This window comes from Klebsiella terrigena (assembly GCF_006539725.1).
GTDB lineage: Bacteria > Pseudomonadota > Gammaproteobacteria > Enterobacterales > Enterobacteriaceae > Klebsiella > Klebsiella terrigena.
The window spans coordinates 255778-272165 of sequence record NZ_BJNO01000001.1 but is presented as its reverse complement, the minus strand read 5'-3'; the positions used below and the strand labels follow the sequence as shown (position 1 = coordinate 272165).

At 55.4% G+C, this 16388-nt stretch carries 14 protein-coding genes; 7 read left to right on the top strand and 7 right to left on the bottom strand.

The window, feature by feature from the left end; all coding sequences use genetic code 11:
* The first annotated feature begins 34 nt into the window (after window positions 1-34).
* Window positions 35-1051, top strand: coding sequence for a LacI family DNA-binding transcriptional regulator (locus tag RTE01_RS01250; RefSeq protein WP_227503239.1), 1017 nt, complete (start codon window positions 35-37; stop codon window positions 1049-1051).
* A gap of 738 nt (window positions 1052-1789) precedes the next feature.
* Here RTE01_RS01250 and RTE01_RS01245 read toward each other — a convergent pair.
* Window positions 1790-4129, bottom strand: coding sequence for a glycoside hydrolase family 9 protein (locus RTE01_RS01245; RefSeq protein WP_134525942.1), 2340 nt, complete (start codon window positions 4127-4129; stop codon window positions 1790-1792).
* 542 nt (window positions 4130-4671) lie between these two features.
* Here RTE01_RS01245 and RTE01_RS01240 point away from each other — a divergent pair.
* Window positions 4672-7410 (top strand): glycoside hydrolase family 3 protein, encoded by a 2739-nt coding sequence (locus RTE01_RS01240; protein ID WP_141334576.1) that lies wholly within the window; start codon window positions 4672-4674, stop codon window positions 7408-7410.
* A 209-nt stretch (window positions 7411-7619) separates the two neighbouring features.
* Here the strand turns inward: RTE01_RS01240 and RTE01_RS01235 are convergent, their stop codons facing one another.
* Window positions 7620-8519: a LysR family transcriptional regulator gene (locus RTE01_RS01235; protein ID WP_134525939.1), complete on the bottom strand. Its 900-nt coding sequence runs from the start codon at window positions 8517-8519 to the stop codon at window positions 7620-7622.
* A 267-nt stretch (window positions 8520-8786) separates the two neighbouring features.
* On the opposite strand from RTE01_RS01235, the gene RTE01_RS01230 reads away from it, so the two are divergent.
* Window positions 8787-9998 (top strand): L-dopachrome tautomerase-related protein, encoded by a 1212-nt coding sequence (locus tag RTE01_RS01230; RefSeq protein ID WP_134525936.1) that lies wholly within the window; start codon window positions 8787-8789, stop codon window positions 9996-9998.
* A gap of 77 nt (window positions 9999-10075) precedes the next feature.
* On the opposite strand, the gene RTE01_RS01225 is transcribed toward RTE01_RS01230, so the two are convergent.
* On the bottom strand, window positions 10076-10705 hold the full coding sequence (locus tag RTE01_RS01225; RefSeq protein ID WP_134525933.1) for a TetR/AcrR family transcriptional regulator: 630 nt from the start codon (window positions 10703-10705) through the stop codon (window positions 10076-10078).
* Between the two features lie 37 nt (window positions 10706-10742).
* Between RTE01_RS01225 and bdcA the strand changes: the two genes are divergently transcribed.
* The 3 genes from bdcA (at window position 10743) to RTE01_RS01210 (ending at window position 12497) form a co-directional block, all read left to right on the top strand.
* Window positions 10743-11456 carry an SDR family oxidoreductase gene (gene bdcA / locus RTE01_RS01220; protein WP_134525930.1) on the top strand — a complete coding sequence of 238 codons (714 nt, stop codon included), beginning with the start codon at window positions 10743-10745 and terminating at the stop codon, window positions 11454-11456.
* Window positions 11457-11595: 139 nt separating this feature from the next.
* A complete protein-coding gene (gene parS, locus RTE01_RS01215) occupies window positions 11596-12039 on the top strand; it encodes a type II RES/Xre toxin-antitoxin system antitoxin (RefSeq protein ID WP_115192780.1) in 444 nt (147 codons plus the stop codon).
* The gene (locus RTE01_RS01210; RefSeq protein ID WP_115192781.1) at window positions 12036-12497 is read left to right on the top strand and encodes an RES family NAD+ phosphorylase; all 462 of its coding nucleotides are present in this window, start codon (window positions 12036-12038) and stop codon (window positions 12495-12497) included. The genes parS and RTE01_RS01210 overlap by 4 nt, the downstream gene beginning before the upstream one ends.
* 50 nt (window positions 12498-12547) lie before the next feature.
* Here the strand turns inward: RTE01_RS01210 and RTE01_RS01205 are convergent, their stop codons facing one another.
* The 3 genes from RTE01_RS01205 to RTE01_RS01195 form a co-directional block, all read right to left on the bottom strand.
* The gene (locus RTE01_RS01205) at window positions 12548-12793 is read right to left on the bottom strand and encodes a DUF2543 family protein (protein ID WP_041145498.1); all 246 of its coding nucleotides are present in this window, start codon (window positions 12791-12793) and stop codon (window positions 12548-12550) included.
* A 174-nt stretch (window positions 12794-12967) separates the two neighbouring features.
* Window positions 12968-13459, bottom strand: coding sequence for a GNAT family N-acetyltransferase (locus RTE01_RS01200; protein WP_045855351.1), 492 nt, complete (start codon window positions 13457-13459; stop codon window positions 12968-12970).
* Between the two features lie 95 nt (window positions 13460-13554).
* The gene (locus RTE01_RS01195; RefSeq protein WP_134525927.1) at window positions 13555-14232 is read right to left on the bottom strand and encodes a transporter substrate-binding domain-containing protein; all 678 of its coding nucleotides are present in this window, start codon (window positions 14230-14232) and stop codon (window positions 13555-13557) included.
* 134 nt (window positions 14233-14366) lie between these two features.
* Between RTE01_RS01195 and RTE01_RS01190 the strand changes: the two genes are divergently transcribed.
* Window positions 14367-14993 carry a DHHA2 domain-containing protein gene (locus RTE01_RS01190; RefSeq protein ID WP_255313494.1) on the top strand — a complete coding sequence of 209 codons (627 nt, stop codon included), beginning with the start codon at window positions 14367-14369 and terminating at the stop codon, window positions 14991-14993.
* A gap of 44 nt (window positions 14994-15037) precedes the next feature.
* Here the strand turns inward: RTE01_RS01190 and RTE01_RS01185 are convergent, their stop codons facing one another.
* The gene (locus RTE01_RS01185) at window positions 15038-16321 is read right to left on the bottom strand and encodes a citrate synthase (RefSeq protein WP_041145496.1); all 1284 of its coding nucleotides are present in this window, start codon (window positions 16319-16321) and stop codon (window positions 15038-15040) included.
* Window positions 16322-16388 lie beyond the last annotated feature (67 nt).

Genomic DNA, 16388 nt, shown 5'->3' with positions numbered 1-16388 from the left:
AAATGTAATAGAGAGCCACGTGAAGAAAGCCAGGATGAAAAGCACGACAGTCTACGATATTGCTCGTGTCGCAGGTGTCTCTGCAAGTACTGTTTCTCGTATATTGACAGGATCGGCTAAAGTTGCTGAAGAGAAGCGTATTGCGGTCGAACAGGCTATAAAGGAGTTAGATTTCCGGCCCAATCTCATGGCGCAATCATTAAAGAGCGGCCAGTCAATGACGCTTGGCGTGCTGACACAGCATCTTGATAGTCCGTTTTCTAATGAAATGTTGCGTGGTGTGGAAAAAACCCTTGAAGGTACCGGCTACGTTCCTGTTGTCGTGAGCGGTCACTGGAAGTCGCAGCAAGAACTCGATCGTATGCAGTTATTGATTGACCGTCGCGTCGATGGAATAATTATATTAACGGGACACGTTAGCCAACAAAGTCTCATCGAGTTATCCCTTCAGGTCCCTATCGTAGCAGCCGGCCATGATATTAATACAGCGCAGGTTCGTTCATTTAATGTCAACAATAGCCTCGGCGGTTATATGGCGACGCAATACTTATTAGATCTTGGGCATCGAAAGATTGCGCATATTCTTGGCAAGATGGATCAAAAGGATGCGGTTGATCGTCTTAATGGCTACCGCCAGGCCCTGAGCATTGCAGGCATTGAGTATAATCCAGACCTCGTTGTACAAGGTGACTTCAGCGAAGAAGGTGGTCGCCAGGCGATTAAGCATCTGGTCGCCAATAATATTGATTTCAGTGCCGTATTTTGTGCCAACGATCAAACCGCATACGGTGCGATACTCGGCCTCAAAGAGGCTGATTTAGACGTGCCTGATGATATTTCCGTAATTGGCTTCGATGACCTGCCCTTTTCAACATATAGTAACCCTCCCCTTACCACCATCAAACAGCCCATTTATGAAACCGGCGTTAAGCTGGCGCAGACGCTGCTTAGCTTAATTAATGGCGGTGATGATGAAGTAACAAACGAAAGTGAATCCCTGCTTCCTGAGCTGCAGATTGTTAACCGGAAAACCGCTCTGGAATTCAAATGATTTAGCCTTTATCCGTAAGCTTTTCCGATCAATATGATTTTACGGAAAGCTCACGGATGTTTAAATTCTCTCATTAATCATCCCGATAAAAAACCCTTGCCTTTATCGTTCGGAGGGTTTTGTCTGATGAAGCCGGCCTACTCTCCTGCCCGCCTGAAAAATGAATACGGCTCTTTTCCCGGTCTGCACCCATCATTCGATAATTGTTAAAGATATCAATTACTATAATAACCCTGTGCAATTATTAAATCTTTGCTGCTACAGAGGTCATGCTGTGTTTATGAAAATAGCCCCGCAATACTCAGACAGCCGATATGGCGTCAATAACGGATAATCTGAATATCGGGTTTGTTGGCCAGCCGTGAGAAACCGGATAAGCGGCATTTAAGACCAGAAAAGCCGACTCGGCGCGGCTCAAGGAAATAGCGGGACTATAAACGGCGTATGGCTACCGGCGCTGCCGGCGAGGAGGTCTGAGATAGCATCCCCAGTCAACGCGCCATCGAAACGTAGTCCCGGGCGGACAAGAAAACACCAGCGGTCGGCTGATTTAAATGGCGGTGATGGTGCTGACCAACAAAACGAACAGGACATCCCCCTCCTTGCCAGAGAGCGGCGAATAAGCCCCCCGGTTGCTGCCCCCACTCAACCCATTCCATCACCCGTCGGGCTTATTGTCAGCCATAAAAAAGGTGCGGCATATATCACAATGCCGCACCTCATATTATATCTTTAGCTTTACTTGTTCAGATAACCTTCATCGATATAGCTGGTTGTCCAGAAGAAAGGCGCATTCCAGTTAATTGTGACTTCATTCAGAGTCCATGCGCCAATTTCATCTTTCCAGCATGTTTGCCCGGTACAATGTCCTTTGAGACTGGCAGCGATAGGATCGCTGAAGCTAATCGAGTTCGGCCCACCGGACATCACGCCTGGCGGCACCAGCGGTGATGTCGGATCGAGCTGCTGAGCCCAGAATCTATGGTGCGGATTCTTGAGCGGTCGGCTACCGTAACCCGACACATAGGATTGATCGAGCGGGTTGCGTCCGAGAACATAATCCATGGCGTCAGACATCGCCTGGACATATTTGCGGTCGCCGGTGAAATCATGCGCCAGCCCAAGGAAAATACTGCGGTTCATCAGGTTCGAGTTAGAACCCCATGGATACTCCACTGCAGAATAAGGAATCAGATACCCCTCAGTCTGTACGCTTTGCGCGTAGGCGTTCGCAGTATTAATAATCGTCTGTTTGGCTTTTTTAACGTCTTCAGCAGGAAGATCGTTCGGCACCAGCGCCAGGGTAATCGTCCCGGCAGCAGAGACGTCCTGCCAGAAGAGATCGCCCGTCGCGTCTTTATCGCCCTTAGGACTGGTGAGGTAGTAGCGCGAGTTTTTTATCGCATCGAGATATTCAGCTTTGCCTGTTGTGGTAAACAGTTCCGCCGCAGCCCAATAGAACTCATCATCTACTTTGGTATCATCATACGGGCCTGAACCGACAAAGTTGTCGTAGGCAAAAACGTTTGGATGCTTATTAGCCGATTTCCATGCTTTCTCTGCCGCTGCGAGGCAGCGTTTCGCATAGGCTGCGTCCGTATCTTTCCAGACGCGCGCGCATTGCGCTGCAGTCGCCGCCAGATTTAAGGTCGCGGCAGTACTCGGCTGGCTTAAATAACGCGGCTGGGGATCTTTATGTGGCGGAAGCGGCATGCCGGTCCAGGCCTCATCGGCCACTTTATGAAACGCCATCCCTGAAGCATCGATCTCTGTCAGCTTGAGCGCCTCAAGATGACCGGACTGATCGCCGACGGGTACCCACGCCTTCTTGCCATCAGGGACCTGCATTGCCAGCATAAAGTCCATCATCCAGCGCGCTTCATCCAGAAGATCGTTCTTGCGATTGTTATTTTCGGGGATTTTTACCTTACCATCGCTAAATGCGCTTTCCTTAACGTTGCGAGAGTATTTCTCGTGTTCAAAGAAATTCATTAAGGTCCATGTGGAAATACCGCCATTCACAACGTATTTACCCTGGTCCCCCGCATCGTACCAGCCACCGGTAACATCCAGCTTATAATCACAGCCAGGCCATTTATTGCCTTTGGCGTCGGTCTTATTAAAGCACGTTACTCGTTCTGACGGATGCCCTGCCGGACGGGCAAGATCGGGCCGTTGAACGTACTGTTTCTCGATAGGAATACCGCTACGCTGCTGGTAGAAGAAAGAGAGCGCATCGTACTTCAGCTGTTGATAGAGTTTGCTGCTGATATTAAATGGGTGGCTCTTTTTATCACCCACCACCAACGTTAACTTGTCTGTTTCTTCCGTGTACTGGCTGAAATCGATAATATGCACATTTTCATTTGAGGCACGGTTGATACCGAAGGGTTTAGTCTGACCCTCGGCCACTTTCGTCCCCACGCTATTGAGTAGAGTCCAGCTCAATGGCTGAGTCGAATCACTCACCATGGTTGCTCGCTTCAACGCATGCGGCAAGTATCCGACCTGGTTTACCCTAATCGGCGCAAAGTTCGACGCGACCTTCAGCCGAGGCCCCTTCAAAGAAACGTTGCTGAGGCAAACCGTGGTCGGAGACTGAGTGCCCAGCTGAAGCTGGAACTGGGCCTTCTCGTCTGCTGATTTAGGGGTGAATTTAAAATTAAAGTCTTTTCGTGTTTCGTTTAATTCAACATCCTGGGCGAAATAGTTCGTGTATGGCGCGCCATCTTGTTGAACCAAAATTTTGGCATTAATTGGCTTCCTGGTTACCGCTGTAAAGCTAAGATTATAAGACTGGCCTTCCGCCAGAGGGATCCCGGACTGAGCAAAAATGACATCCCAGGGATTCGCTCCACCGTTAGTGAAGGTAAAGCAGCCCATATTGTCTACACGATCCAGCTTGCCTCCTGCGGCCCACCAGCCATCCGTCCCCGCGGCAAAACTCCCATTATTCACTAACTCCTCTGCCGGGCTGGCACTCTGTTGAGTGCTACTACCATCGCCGTTAATACAACCCTGTAAAGCGAAAAGACTAGAGAAAATGAGTGAGAACTTAACTGTTCTGCGTGTGTTCATTGAAAACTCTCCGAATTAAACACCCTAAACATAATGATTCCAAAAAATAGACAACAGAAAATAGATCACCGATGAAATAGATTGATACGGCAGCCACCATCGCCTTGTGATAAATCGACCTGTTTACGCTCTAAATGTTTTGTAGCTTATCTTCAGTAGTAAATTCTTATGCGTAGCCTATTCCAAAGTAACGATCGGCGCGGTCGGTGTGACCGAAACGATAGTGACTCAATAGCGGTAAGAATAGCTGACACAGGATTTCCATCAGAAACTACATGTAATGCACCTTGGGTCATGTACGACTTCATTGCCATCATAGCCACATCACGATCCTTCTGAAATCGATTTCTAGCCAGCTGTGCGATTTTTGTGATTCCCATCTCTGTTTCGAAGATGAGCCTTACTGTTCCTTCATCAAGACATAGATTGCAAAGGTTGTTCATGCTCTTATAGCTCACGGATACGGCATGCATAAAACATGAGCACGTCACTAGCATGCGCGTGAAATCGATTTCTATAAAAACTTACTCTGGGGTTTGTGTATGAAAATCATGCTGGGGGCTAACTGCGCATTGGTGGCCTTATTGAGCACAAATGTCGCGTTGGCATCGAATGAAGTTGCCGTTGCACCTTACTTTTCCGACTGGCCGGCGATACATAGCGCCATTGCCAAAGATGAAGCGATTGAGAATAGAGTCAAAGAGATTCTTGCAAAGATGACCCTTGATGAAAAAATTGGCCAAATGCTGCAGCCCGATTTTCGGGAAATCACCCCTGAGGAAGTGGTTCAATATAAAATTGGTTCGGTTCTTAACGGTGGCGGGGGTTGGCCTGATAACAATAAGCACTCTCTGGCCCAGAGCTGGGTCACTGAAGCAGATAAATACTGGGTCGCAACGGATAAGGCTTTTGCCGGTCGTGGTTTCAGAATTCCCTTTATGTGGGCTACCGATGCGGTTCATGGTCATAACAACGTCTTCCAGGCCACTCTCTTCCCACATAATATTGGCCTGGGAGCCGCCCGCGATCCGGATTTAATTTATAGAATTGGCCAGGCAACGGCTCTCGAAGTTGCCGCGACAGGTCTTGACTGGACCTTTGCTCCCACCGTCGCGGTGCCACGTGACGATCGTTGGGGACGCACCTACGAAGGTTATTCTGAGGATCCCTCCATCGTCTATGCCTATGCAAAAGAGATGGTCAGGGGCCTACAAGGTTCTGCATCTGACCTGAAGGGACAACATCACGTTATTTCTACCGTAAAGCACTTTGTTGGCGATGGCGGTACGCTGTACGGCGTTGATCGCGGTGATACTCATTATTCAGAGGATGACCTGCGTAATATTCACGCGGTCGGATATTTTTCAGGCCTGGATGCGGGCGCTCAGGCCGTAATGGCGTCGTTTAATAGCTGGAAAAACGATAAAAATTCCGCTCGGGGAATTAAGGCCGGGAGCGAGTATAACGGCAAACTGCACGGCAGCTATTATATGCTCACGCAGGTACTTAAGGACAAAATGGGTTTTGATGGCGTAGTTATATCCGACTGGAACGGCCATAGTGAAATCTCAGGTTGTAGTATGGGAGACTGCGAAGCCGCAGTGCTGGCCGGCATAGATATTTTCATGGTGACGGCGAGAAAGGACTGGATGTCATTTCGCACCAGCTTACTCGATAGTGTGAATAACAAAACCCTCCCAATCTCCAGAATTGACGACGCCGTCAGTCGCATTCTGAGAGTCAAAATGCGGGCCGGTATGTGGGACAAGCCTATGCCGTCTCAGCGCACCCTTGCAGGGAAACAGCGCATTCTTGGGAATCCTGACCACCGCGCCCTGGCAAGGGAGGCGGTACGTAAGTCCTTAGTATTGCTAAAGAACAAAAATAACATTTTGCCCCTTAGCCGAGACCTCAACGTGCTGGTTGCCGGTAGCGCCGCGAATGATATTAGCAAGCAAATTGGCGGCTGGAGCCTCACCTGGCAAGGGACGGAGAATAACCTGTCTGATTTCCCTGACGCCGTTACCGTCGCCGGCGCCATTGAGAAAACCATTGGCAAACACAACGTAATGACCCTCTCATCAAGCCAGTTGGATCTTAAAGAACGGCCCGATGTGGCTATCGTCGCCATGGGCGAAGACTCATACGCAGAGTGGTTAGGTGATATTCCTGATAATAAGACGCTATCCTACTCCGAGCTGAAGGCTGGCTATTCCAGAGATCTCAAGTTATTAAGACAACTCAATAAAGCCGGCATCCCGACGGTTGTTATTTTGTTTTCTGGCAGACCGCTCTACGTCAACGAAGAGATCAATCTTGCCGATGCATTCGTTGCCGCCTGGTTACCTGGCACCGAAGCAGAAGGCATTACCGATGTCATCTTCCGCGACACTAACGGTACGATAAGTCATGATTTCCAGGGGGCTTTGTCGTTTTCATGGCCAGCGCAGAAATGTGCGACCACAATCAACGCGGCGCCAACTAATATCGCTGGCTGGCAGCGTCCGGAATTTGAACAGAAGCCGGATAAAGCGCATGTGTTATTTAATTTTGGTTACGGATTGACCTACAACCCGCCTTCACGAACGGCGGCTAATTATCAAGATTTGGATCGCTTACCGCTCGATAAGCGTCGCCTGGGCTGCCGGGAGTTGAGCATGGAAAAATCGCCGGTGGCCACCACCCGCCTCGAGCTGTTCGGTGAAAAAGCCTCCGATGAGCATCGCTTAAGAATGGGAGATGAGAGTAACTGGACCGGTACCGAGGTATCAATAAATGGTAAATCCGCGATGCAGTATATTAGCGTACGCCCTGTCGATTATAAACGTCAGCAGGATGCGCGCGAGGTAACATTTATGGGAACCAGCGAGAGTACCGGAGCATCTATTCAACTCCAGACGACCAACGTTAAAGGCATTAATCGGAATAATTATCTCAAGGCAAACAGTAATTTAATGGTGACTTTGCGCGTTAAGAAAAACCCCGATCGTAAAATGGAAATAGGTATGCAGTGCGGTTGGCCATGCGCTTCCTCTATCGCTATCAACGAGACCTTGAATACTCTCCCGTTAAATAAATGGGTCACCCTGAGCATTCCGCTAACCTGTTTCAAAGAAAATATGGATTTTTCTAAAACTAATACACCCTTTATTCTGACGACCACGGCGAATGCCAAACTCGATTTGGGATTAATTAACTGGACTCCCGCAGGCGTTAATCCGGAGATGGATAACGTCGTTCCGGTTAATTGTGACGGAACCCGAGGTAAATCCTCGATGTAAGTCACCGTGGCAAACCCTATCCGACAGTCTCTGTATACGGCTGTCGGGTAGATAGCCTATCAGGAGCACCGGCTATCCGCTTTCCCCGTCCGCAGAGATTAATCCCGCCGTTTACCGTAAGCCACGGGCGATGCCTTCCCTTTAAGCCGATAAAATACCTCGCTTATTTGCCAATCCCCCGGCAAACCCCGGCGCCCGCGCGCCTGCTGTCATCCGGCTGAGGTCAGAAGGTCAATCATGGCCCGGGTTGCCGCCGATTGATGGCGGTGCGGCGCATAAATCACGGAAAAAGGCCGCGATCGTCCGCGATATTGTGGTAACACCTCGATCAGCTGACCACGCAGCATTCGTTCGCGGACGATAAATTCGTAGCTCTGGCAGATACCCATCCCCCGTTCAGCCAGCGATACCACCCCGAGTACGTCATCCGACGTTTTTATCGAAGAAGCGGGTAGCCAGTCGACATCAGCCCCGCCATCACGAAACACCCAGGGCGCAAGGCGGCCGGTACGCGGCATGACAAAGGGCAAGCAGAGGTGCCGCTGCAGCTCTTCCAGCGTCCGGGGCGTCCCCATTCGCTGGAGGTAATCGGGCGAGGCGACCAGCAGCAGCGCGGCATCCTCTAGCTTGCGCGCGACCAAACCGCTGTCTGGCAACTGACCCAGGCGAATAGCCAGATCGAAGCCCTCAGCCACCAGGTCAACGTTGCGATTGGTAATGTTCAGCTCTACCTGAACCTGCGGGTACTGCCGGGCAAAGCGCGCCAGCAATGGCGGCAGGCGGTAGTGCCCGTAGGTGGTCGGCACGCTCAGCCGCACGCGGCCGGTCAGCTCTCCTTCCTGGCCCTGCGCATCGCGACCGGCCTCATCGAGCAGGGAAAAGGCCGCGCGCGCCTGCTCCAGATACAGCCGCCCGGCCTCGGTCAGACTAACGCGGCGGGTGGTGCGCTGCAGGAGCTGTCGCCCGAGACGAACCTCCAGACGGGAGACCGAGCGACTTAATACGGAGGGGGTGGTCGACAGGACGACGGCGCCAGCGGTAAATGAGCCGTGCTCAACGACGGTAATAAAGACTTCAACATCGCCCAGATAATCAAATTTCCGGCTCATTTTGCTCTTCCGGGAACAAATGTTTTTCAATTTCGCTAATTTATCTCCACTTTGGCGATGAGTAAAGTGACGGCAATTCATCACCGGGAGCGCAGCACTATGAGCCACGCCTTTTTCTCCGCCGCCATAAAACCTGCCCCACGGGCGTCGGTAAACTCCGGTGACCGACAGGCCAACCGGCTGTTCCCGCGCGGATGCATCAGCGACGCATGCTCGACCCTGCTGACGTCTCGATTTCCTGACTTATTCATTCAACGGAGCACATTTATGCCTAACCGTACCCGGAGTATGTCCGCCATTGCGATGGCGGCGCTGTTCTCTTTTGCCAGCGTAGCCAGCGCGGCAAATTTGGCCTCACCAGAACGCTGGCGCAGCTATGCTGGCGTAAGCTGGGATACCCCACAGGACGGGGCTATTCCGGCGGTTTTCTCCGGATCGGTTAATGCCCCCATCGCCGGTATCCATTTTGACGCGAAAGGCACGGCCTTTGTCAGCACGCCGCGCCTGGTGTCAGCCGAGGCGCCGGCCACCTTAAGCATCCTCGATACCCAATTCCAGTCGGGTCCGGCACGCCTGACCGCCTTCCCGTCTCTGCAGGGAAATGCGGTGAATTCCGCTGCCGATAAGAGCCTGCGCAACGTACTCGGCTTCTATGTCGACCGCCACAACGGCTGGCTGTGGGCGCTGGATATGGGCTTCGTCGCAGGCGAAACTGAATCGCCGGTGGGGGCTCAGAAGCTGATGGTTCTGGATCTGAAGTCTGGCCGCACGGTTAAAAGTATCGCCCTGGACGGCGTGGCGGACCGCAAGGCGAGCTTCCTCAACGACGTCGTCGTCGATGAGAAGCGCCGCATCGCGTACATCTCCGACAGCGGAACCCGCAGTGCTCCCAACAATCAGGTAGGTCTCATCGTCGTCGATTTCGCCACCGGCGCGGCGCGGCGGGTGCTCGATCGCCACCCGGACCTGCAGATTGAAGCGGGGGTAAAAGTTGTCTCGCACGGAGCCGATGTCTGGCCGGGTAATCCGCTGCTGATCGGTATCAACGGCATTGCGCTCTCTCCGGATGCCGGCACGCTGTACTGGACGGTGACCACCGGCACCCGGGCGCATGCGCTGCCGACGGCAGTTCTGCGTCAGAGCGGCTCAACCAATGCGCAGATTGCTGACCAGATCCAGGATATTGGCACGGTGGGAGGCAACACCGACGGTATCGTGACCGACGCCGGAGGCAATCTCTACATCACTGATGTCACCCGTAACGGCATCGTCAAATACGACCCCAGAACCCAATCAATGTCGCTGGTTGCTTCCAGCGAGGGGGTACATTGGCCCGACACTCCGGCAATCCGACCTGAGGGGGACCTGATATTCACCTCAAGCAGCCTGAACGATCATTTCGCCGGAGCGGTAAAACCGGGGCATGAACGCTACGAGCTGTGGCGTTTGCGCCTGGATGCGGCTAACGACAGCAACTGAGCGGGGAATATGCCACTGAAATGCGCCGCGGCCGTTTCCGCAATTCACGCCCTTCCCCCTTCGTACAGGGTCTGGCCTCAGCGAGGCAGCAGCTGCTCGAGCGCCAGGCCCGCCAGGCGTACGGTTTCCTGAAGACGCGCCAGGCTATCTCCCGCCCGCGCTTTTGCCGAAAGGCCGGCCATCAGCGTGCTGACAAAGTCGGTCAGCCGCTCGGCGTCCTGCGGATAGCGCCGGGCGATATAGGCCCGAATACTGTCTTCTGCAGCAGTATGCAGCTCGCTCGCGGCCTCGCGCGCAGGCCGGTCATTGCAATGGATACCCTCAAGCACCATGCATCCGGCGGCCGTCGGGTCGGCAACGTAGCGCCTTGCCGCCTCGTGCAGCACGGACATCAGACACTGCACCACCGGACGGTCATCGCGCAGAAGTTCCGCAAAGGGAATCGCCCCGGTGCGGCTATAGCGATCCAACACGCGGTTATAAAGGCCGAGCTTGCTGCCAAACGCGGCGTAGAAGCTGGGCGGATTGATGCCGAACGCCTTTGTCAGGTCGGCAACGCTGACCGCGTCATAGCCCCGAGAGTGAAAAAGGTGCTGCGCAACTTCAACGGCCTGCAGCGGATCAAACTGACGCGGGCGTCCCGGGGTGCGGCTCTGTTTTGTAGTACCCACTACATTACTCCTTGACAGCGTGATTTGCCGAAGCATATTGTAATCCTCACTACAATATCATGAGGAACGAGCTATGACTGCATCACAACGGAAATCGGTACTGGTTTTGGGCGGGAGTCGCGGTATTGGCGCGGCTATCGTGCGGCGCTTTGCTGCAGATGGCGCCTCGGTTGTCTTTAGCTACGCCGGATCGGCGGAGGCGGCGGCTACGCTGGCGGCAGAAACCGGCAGCATCGCGGTACAGGCGGACAGCGCCGATCGCGAGGCGGTGATTGCGCTGGTGCGCGACAGCGGGCCGCTGGATCTGCTGGTCGTCAACGCCGGGATCATCCTCTTCGGCGATGCGCTGGAGCAGGACAGCGATGCCGTCGATCGTCTGTTCCGTATCAACATTCACACCCCCTACCATGCTGCGGTCGAGGCGGCGCGCAAAATGCCGGATGGCGGACGCATTATTGTTATCGGCTCGGTGAATGGCGATCGCATGCCCATCTCAGGAATGGCTTCCTATGCCGTCAGCAAATCGGCGCTGCAGGGGCTGGCGCGCGGCTTAGCGCGTGATTTTGGCCCGCGCGGGATTACGGTCAACGTCGTTCAGCCCGGCCCTATCGATACCGATGCTAACCCGGAGAGTGGCCCGATGAAGGAACTGATGCACAGCTTTATGGCCATTAAACGGCACGGCCGTCCTGAAGAGGTGGCGGGCATGGTTGCCTGGCTGGCAGGCCCCGAGGCTTCCTTCGTCACCGGCGCCATGCACACCATCGACGGCGCGTTTGGCGCATAGGCCGATAAAGGCCGCCGCGGGTGGCCTGTTCCCCCTTCCCTGAGAGTTGTTGACGATCCTGGGCGCGAAATGTGGGTCGGCACCGCTGGCCGAACGCATTCCATATGGTATAATTTTTGTACCAAATGGGAGGTTTGCCATGAAAGTCTATTCCCCGACCGAGAACGCAGAAAAAAATCTTAGCCCCTGGCACGCCATCGGCCTCGACGCTGAGGACGGCATTGCGCTGATGGGTAAAATTAGCCACGGGCTGGAAGGTTCCGTCGCCCGGCAAATTTCCGCATGGGCGGAGATCACCCCTGCCGAACTGCGCAAAATGTCAGGCATTGCGAATACCACCTTTAACCGCAGCATTAAATCGCGCTTTTCCGCCGACCAAAGCGAGCGCCTGGTGCGCATTCTTCGCGTTATCGAGCGGGCGGTGGAGCTGTTCGAAGGTGATAAAGAGGCGGCGCAGAAGTGGATGAATGAACCCAACCGCGCGCTCGGCTGGAAAACGCCGGCCGAGGTGGTCTCTTCTGAAACCGGCGCGCTGGAGGTGATGCGCCTGATCACGCGCGTGGAGCACGGGGTCTATTCGTGATCCTCTACCGCCTGACTAAAAGCCGCTTTCTGACGACCGCCTGGTCTGGTTTTGGGGCGAAAGAGGCCGGCGGCCGCTGGAACAGCGTTGGCACGGCGATGGTCTACTTGTCGGAAGCCGCTTCGCTGACCATGCTGGAAACGCTGGTGCACATCAATGCTCCGCAGCTGCTGGATGATTTCACGCTGCTGAGCATTGACGTACCGGACGATCAGGTGCTGACCGTCGATCCGGCCTCACTCCCCGCGGACTGGGCCCGCGAGGATGCGCCAGCCCGGCTGGCACGCTACGGTGACGAGTGGGCCGCGAGCGCGGCATCAGCGGCGTTACGCGTACCGAGCGCCCTGTCGCCGGTGGAGTATAACTATCTATTCAATCCTCAACACCCTGCCGTTTTCGATCTGCTGGCAAGCGTAAAGAGGATCCCCTTCCGCTTTGATACTCGCCTTAAGGCGTAATAAACCGCATCCCGCAGTCGCTCCTACCGCACTGACATCACAGAGAGCGGCTACTCGTTGCCCCATTGGTTGAGAAATTCCGCAATATCATCGATCCGCGACTCCGCTATCCCGGCGTCGGCGGCCAGCTCTTTCTGCACGTCTTCGCTGATCTCTTCGTTAGCCATCAGGCGGGTGATCAGCGCCTGGAAATAGGCGGCCAGCGGATCGCGTTCGGAGTCGCTGACCGGTTTAGCTGATTCAGTCGCATACTCATCCACGATGTCATAAAACTTCAGCGGTATTTCATTGGTCATTACGTCTTTCCTCATGGGTTGATATTGATTGACTGAACGCCCGACGCGTAAACCCGCCTCTTTTACCCGGCGCAGGCTTACGCCCCGTCGGACGATTCTACCCTATAATTCAACGGCGCACGCCCTTCTCTCTGCGCATCAGCCGCAATGTTAACCGCCGGGGGACAATGAAGATTAAAGCGTAAGCATCATTTCGTGCCACGCCATGCCGCCGTGATCGGAGGCCGACGGCTTGATGTACTGAAAACCGAAGTGGGCGTAGAGATCGACGTGACGGTCCTTGCACATCAGATGCACGGTCTTCTTATTCATCGACCTCATCTGCGACAGAAATTCGCGCATCAGCAGAGATGAATAGCCTTTACCCTGGAAATCGGGGTGCATTACCACCGACATAATCACCACGTTGGGCGCTGCGGCATCGTGCCCGACCAGCTCCTTAAACTCCTCATCGGACATCACCACCTCCCAGGCACAGCCGGCGTTGATGAAGCCGACGATTTCACCCGCGATCTCCATGCACAGGAAGCCCTGCGGATACCGCGCGATGCGGGTCGTGATTTTTTCTAACGTCGCGGCTTCATCGCCCTCATAAGAGGTGATTTCAATCGCGTAGCAGCGGCTGGCATCGGCGAGCGTCGCCTGGCGTAAAACGGGGGTAGTCATGACCTGAACCTCTTTATACTCATGTGGTTGCGAGCATAATACGCTGCAGGCGGCCGCTTTGCGCGGCATTCTCGATGCCACAGCGTTATTCGGTCCTACTGCCCGGCCAGATGGCGGTCAATCATTCGCTGCACCGAGCCGTCCTGCTGCCATTGCGTCAGCAGAGCAACCAGCCGTTGATAGGACCCGTCCCTGCGTCGAGGAACGCAAATCGCCTGGTTTATCTGAACGAAACTATCGGCCAGCACGCGAAAGCCGGGGTGCCCGGCGGCGGCGCGTTCGAGCGGCTGGCGGATGCCCGCGGCCATATCGCCTTCGCCGCTGAGAAACGCATCGATGGCCGCCTGCGATGAGGCCAGACGGTTAAGCGTGGCGAAGCGCAGCTGCCGCGTCAGGTGCAGATCGTAAGCCGCGCCCTTGCCGACGTTAATCACCACGCCCTCTTTGTCCATCTCGGCGACGCTCCGCCACGGGCTCTGCGCCTTGACCAGCACGGTCCCCTGAATAGTGATATAGGGCTGGGTGAAGCGCAGCGTCTCTTCGCGCGCAGGATCGATCGCCAGAAAGGCAATATCCCAGATATCATTTTGCGCATCGTCCACCACCTTACCCGCCGCCGGATAGGTGACAAACTGCGGCGTCGCGCCCAGCGCTGCCGCAATACGCCCGGCAATCTCCGGCGTAATCCCACCCGGCTGCCCGTCTGAAAGGGTCTTTGCCAGAACGGCGTTGCCGAGGTTAATCGCGAAACGTAGGGGGTTGGCGGCGCTCATGTACTCTCTCCCGGAAGCGATAATATTGAGGGGCTGAATTGCACCGGCTGCCCGGCCTGACGCGCGAAGACCCGGCAGCCGGCGATGCTAAATACGCTTAGCGTCCCCAAAATATAGCGTCATTTGCGCACGCCGTGCAGAGCCACAGTCCGGCTATTTCGCCTAAAAAGCGCGGATCGGCGTGCTGGATCGCTTCCGATTCATCATCGCCGGTTATTCTCACCATCCTGACCACCGAGAGCCCGATGCCGCTCAGCGCGGCCCAGGCCACCCTGCTGCTGGGGGCTATTCTCAGCGATACGGTTGCCCTCAGCGGCCCCACCACCACGGCGCGGGACCGCGAGGCGGTGGCGATGTTGCGCGAGATTGCCGGCGTTGATTACGACGCCTTCGTCGCCGGGCTGCTGGCGGCGAAAACCTCTCTGGCGGGCCAGTCCGCCGCGCAGCTGCTCCATCGCGATGCAAAAAATTACCGGATCCACGGCGTCGCTCTGCTGCTCGCGCAGATTGAGGTGCGCGACATGGCGGATATCAGCCCGCTTTTACCCGGTCTAAAGCAGGAGATGGCGCGCGCCAGGCTCGATATGGGGCTGGAGATGGTTGTGCTGATGCTAACCGACATTACCCATCACCATTCCGTCCTCTACTTCACGCCCAACAGCCTTATCCCCAGCCAGCAGGTCTCTCTCTCGGGCATGACCAGCAGGAAAAAAGAAATTCTGCCCTGGCTGACCGAGCGCCTGGCCGCAGCGGATGCGTGATTGCAGTGCGTAATGCGCCGCCCCGCTCAGGAGGCGGCGTGGGATTATGCCTCGCGGCGGGAGACGTAATCTCGCGGGGCTTCGCCGGTGTAGATTTGCCGCGGGCGATAGATATTCAGCGGCGCTTCGTGCATCTCATTCCAGTGGGCCACCCAGCCCAGCGTGCGGCCAACGGCGGTCACCACCACAAACATTGATGAAGGTAGCTTCATCGCCTTCAGGATCACCGCCGTATAGAAATCGACGCTGGGCGACAGGCCGTTCTCCACAAAATAGGGGTCGGTCAGCGCCACCTCTTCAAGGGCCATCGCCACCTGCAGCAGCCGATCCGACATTCCCAGCTCGGCAAGCACCCGGTGACAGGTATCGCGCAGGATCGCGGCGCGCGGGTCCAGGTGACGGTAGCGCGAGTTACCGAAGCCGAGGCGACGGAAGGCCTGCGGGTCGCGCTTCGCCTTACTCAGGAACACCGGCACCTGATCCACGGTTTCAATCTCTTCGAGCATCCGCATGCTGGCTTCGTTGGCCCCGCCGTGCATCGGTCCCCACAGGGAGGCCAGGCCCGCCGCCACGCAGGCAAACAGGTTCGCCCCGGAGGAGCCGGCGGCCCGCACCGTAGTGGTGGACGCGCACTGACCGTGATCGGCATGCAGCACCAGAATCTGGTTCATCGCCTCCTCAATAATCGGATTCACCACATACTTCTCCGCCGGAACCGCAAACAGCATATGCAGGAAGTTCCCCGCATAGGAGAGATCGTTGCGCGGATAGGGCGCGGGCTGCTCGATAGCGTACTTATAGCTCATGGCCGCCAGCGTCGGCATTTTTGACAGCAGGCGCGTGGCCGCCAGGGCGCGGTGTTCAGGGTTTTCTACGTCCAGCACGTCATGGTAAAACGCCGCCAGCGCCCCGACCATCGCGCACATCAGGGCCATCGGATGGGAGTCGCGACGAAAACCGCTGCACATCCGCGACATCTGCTCATGCACCAGCGTGTGGCGGGTGATCGTATTGCGGAAAGCCTGATAGCTGGCTTCATCCGGCGCTTCGCCCCGCAGCATGATATACGCCACCTCGAGGAACTCGCACTGCCGCGCCAGCTGATCTACCGGGTAGCCGCGGTGCAGCAGCGTGCTGTTATCAGTATCAATATAGGAGATCGCCGACCGGCAGCCGGCGGTATTGGTAAAACCCGGGTCGAAGCTGCAGAGCTCCGACTGATTGAGCGCGCGGATGTCAATCCCCACGCGGCCCAGCGTCCCGGAGACCGTCTCCAGGGGAATAGGCTGTTGCCCAGCGAAAGAAAGCGTTAGCGGTTTAGTGGCCATCCTGTAAAGTTCCCCCTGTACAACAAACGAGTCATCAACCTGAATCGATTCTCCAGGCACAATCTTC

Excerpts from the sequence above, each read along its gene's own strand:
- RTE01_RS01250 (WP_227503239.1), top strand. The coding sequence starts at position 35 with ATGAAAAGCACGACAGTCTACGATATTGCTCGTGTCGCAGGTGTCTCT.
- RTE01_RS01245 (WP_134525942.1), bottom strand. The coding sequence starts at position 4,129 with ATGAACACACGCAGAACAGTTAAGTTCTCACTCATTTTCTCTAGTCTT.
- RTE01_RS01240 (WP_141334576.1), top strand. The coding sequence starts at position 4,672 with ATGAAAATCATGCTGGGGGCTAACTGCGCATTGGTGGCCTTATTGAGC.
- RTE01_RS01235 (WP_134525939.1), bottom strand. The coding sequence starts at position 8,519 with ATGAGCCGGAAATTTGATTATCTGGGCGATGTTGAAGTCTTTATTACC.
- RTE01_RS01230 (WP_134525936.1), top strand. The coding sequence starts at position 8,787 with ATGCCTAACCGTACCCGGAGTATGTCCGCCATTGCGATGGCGGCGCTG.
- RTE01_RS01225 (WP_134525933.1), bottom strand. The coding sequence starts at position 10,705 with ATGCTTCGGCAAATCACGCTGTCAAGGAGTAATGTAGTGGGTACTACA.
- bdcA (WP_134525930.1), top strand. The coding sequence starts at position 10,743 with ATGACTGCATCACAACGGAAATCGGTACTGGTTTTGGGCGGGAGTCGC.
- parS (WP_115192780.1), top strand. The coding sequence starts at position 11,596 with ATGAAAGTCTATTCCCCGACCGAGAACGCAGAAAAAAATCTTAGCCCC.
- RTE01_RS01205 (WP_041145498.1), bottom strand. The coding sequence starts at position 12,793 with ATGACCAATGAAATACCGCTGAAGTTTTATGACATCGTGGATGAGTAT.
- RTE01_RS01200 (WP_045855351.1), bottom strand. The coding sequence starts at position 13,459 with ATGACTACCCCCGTTTTACGCCAGGCGACGCTCGCCGATGCCAGCCGC.
- RTE01_RS01195 (WP_134525927.1), bottom strand. The coding sequence starts at position 14,232 with ATGAGCGCCGCCAACCCCCTACGTTTCGCGATTAACCTCGGCAACGCC.
- RTE01_RS01185 (WP_041145496.1), bottom strand. The coding sequence starts at position 16,321 with ATGGCCACTAAACCGCTAACGCTTTCTTTCGCTGGGCAACAGCCTATT.